Annotated in this window: 2 protein-coding genes and 1 pseudogene; 1 reads left to right on the top strand and 2 read right to left on the bottom strand. The window is 45.4% G+C overall.

The genetic code is table 11. The features are described from left to right. On the bottom strand, positions 1 to 158 hold a 158-nt coding region (locus ABLT31_RS38400; RefSeq protein ID WP_367760980.1), incomplete at its 3' end, for a glycine/sarcosine/betaine reductase selenoprotein B family protein. A gap of 13 nt (positions 159 to 171) precedes the next feature. Beyond that, positions 172 to 1,479 (bottom strand): glycine/sarcosine/betaine reductase component B subunit, encoded by a 1,308-nt coding sequence (locus tag ABLT31_RS38395; protein WP_367760979.1) that lies wholly within the window; start codon positions 1,477 to 1,479, stop codon positions 172 to 174. 189 nt (positions 1,480 to 1,668) lie between these two features. On the opposite strand from ABLT31_RS38395, the pseudogene ABLT31_RS38390 reads away from it, so the two are divergent. Next, positions 1,669 to 2,036, top strand: a pseudogene (locus ABLT31_RS38390) (NAD-dependent malic enzyme); the annotation flags it as partial.

Raw genomic sequence — 2,036 nt, 5'->3', positions numbered from 1 at the left:
ATGATCGTATGCGTAACCTCGATTTCTGGGGCAACGGTGTTTTTGAGAAGCATTCCTGGGCCGATCACCCCTTCATGAATCGTCGGCGCGTAATCCGCCTTATCTTCTCCCCCGATCTGTCCAAAGAATTGGTTGATATAATGTACAGCCTTTTTCATTCTCCATCACCTCCTAATACTCAATAACCGTTTTATAATGAGCTCCTGTATTCGCATCGGAGCAGAAGAAGCCGTTGTTTTCCATTTCAATGGATCCGTCCTCTTTCACTGACCCTTCCCAGCCGCCGGAATTGCCATCCCTAGCTAGAGCAATCAAGCTGCCGATGACGACTTCCATTGGAGGAAGCTTTAATAGCTGAGATACATTTCCTGTACTGACGATGGCATCCGCTTTATCAGACAGGTCAACCAATGATTGGGAGCGCCCGTCTCTGCCTGTACATTCGTTGGTTATTCCAACCGTTTTGATTCCCGCATCTTCTAGCTCATTAATTACAGCTATAAAATCGGCGTCCGGGTTGCCATACCCTTCTTCGCATACGATGGCTCCCTGTGCCCCCAAAGACGTGGCAATCTGTCTCACCTGCATGGCGGAACGGGTCTTTTCTTCCAGCTTGACATTCAGGTTGGAAAGAATGACGCCAAGGAAATTGATGGTTTTCCCATGTTCCTTCAGCAAGTTTTTAATCGTAGGATTATTGGCATGCTGATAGGTGGATATTTTCGAGGAGCAAGGCATAAAGCTTCCTGAAATGACCGCTCCGTCCAGCAATTCGTTCGGATGAATGAGCGTAGGAACCATGCGGTTGCTATCCCATCCATAGAAAAGAGCATTGTGACCGCTTTCAATCATCTGAGATTGAAGCTGCATAACATAGACGACTCCCGGCAGTTCGGTCACTCTTGCCTCACGCTGATTGAGCGGAGGAAGCTCATACACTTCCAACTCTTCCGGCTCTTGGCTTTTCACGCAATTGCCGATATATTCAGCCAGCCTCATGCCTGCCCAGCGAAGCGCTTTATTTTTCTTTTGCTGTTCATTGCGTTCGAATTCTTCATCCGTATCCGCAACCAAGCAGATATTGATCAAACTGGAAAATTGGGTCTGGTTTGCCCCTGGACCACTCATATCAATCAGTCCATCCTGAAATCCACCCCAATACTTTCCTACAGCGAGTACGGAAGTGCCTTTCAAGGCATGCGTACGACCGCTTCCAGCGGGAACCAGTTTATTGAGCACCCCGGGAAATAGCGTTCCTCCAGATACCTTGCACCGCGGTTCAATGGCTTCTTTCACCGGGGTAATGCGAATGGGATCTCCAGGCTTCGCGAGCAGAATATCTGCATCCGTGATATGTTCGTCTTCATAGACGACTTGCAAAGCCTCTTGTTTGTTCAGTGTCAGAATTCCATCTTGATAAGATGTGCTGTCACCGAAAACAACATCTTTTACATAGAAATTGCCGATTTCAAGCTTCATCCCCTATCCCCCTTCTTTTCTTTCACATTTATTTATTGGTCACTTAGTAATCATGATTATAATTTGTTTATGATTATAAGTCAATCACAATTTGATAAATAATTCAAATTTTAAAATCTTTACTCTTTTTATAATCAAGATTATAATATAATCATGTTTAAAACTATTATTTTAAAAGGAGCGATAGGGTTGTCAATTTTACGAATGGAGTCATTGAAACTTCATCAAGAATACCAGGGGAAATTAAGCGTTCAAGGGAAGGTGCCTGTTAACAATGCGAAGGATTTAAGCTTGGCTTACTCACCGGGTGTGGCAGAGCCTTGCATGGAAATCTTCAGGGATCCTCAGCGGGTATATGACTATACAATGAAAGGAAATTTGGTCGGCGTCATTTCCGACGGAACGGCTGTGCTCGGTCTCGGAAATATCGGCGCCTCAGCTGCCATTCCAGTCATGGAAGGGAAAGCCCTTCTATTCAAAGCCTTTGCCGGTGTAGATGCCTTCCCTCTCTGCCTGAATACAACCGATATCGACCGATTCATAGACACCGTGAAAAT

It is taken from the genome of Ammoniphilus soli (assembly GCF_040813775.1).
This window is presented reverse-complemented; position numbering and strand designations above follow the sequence as displayed.

Bases quoted from the DNA above. Each gene is read 5' to 3' on its own strand.
- ABLT31_RS38395 (WP_367760979.1), bottom strand. From the start codon at position 1,479: ATGAAGCTTGAAATCGGCAATTTCTATGTAAAAGATGTTGTTTTCGGT.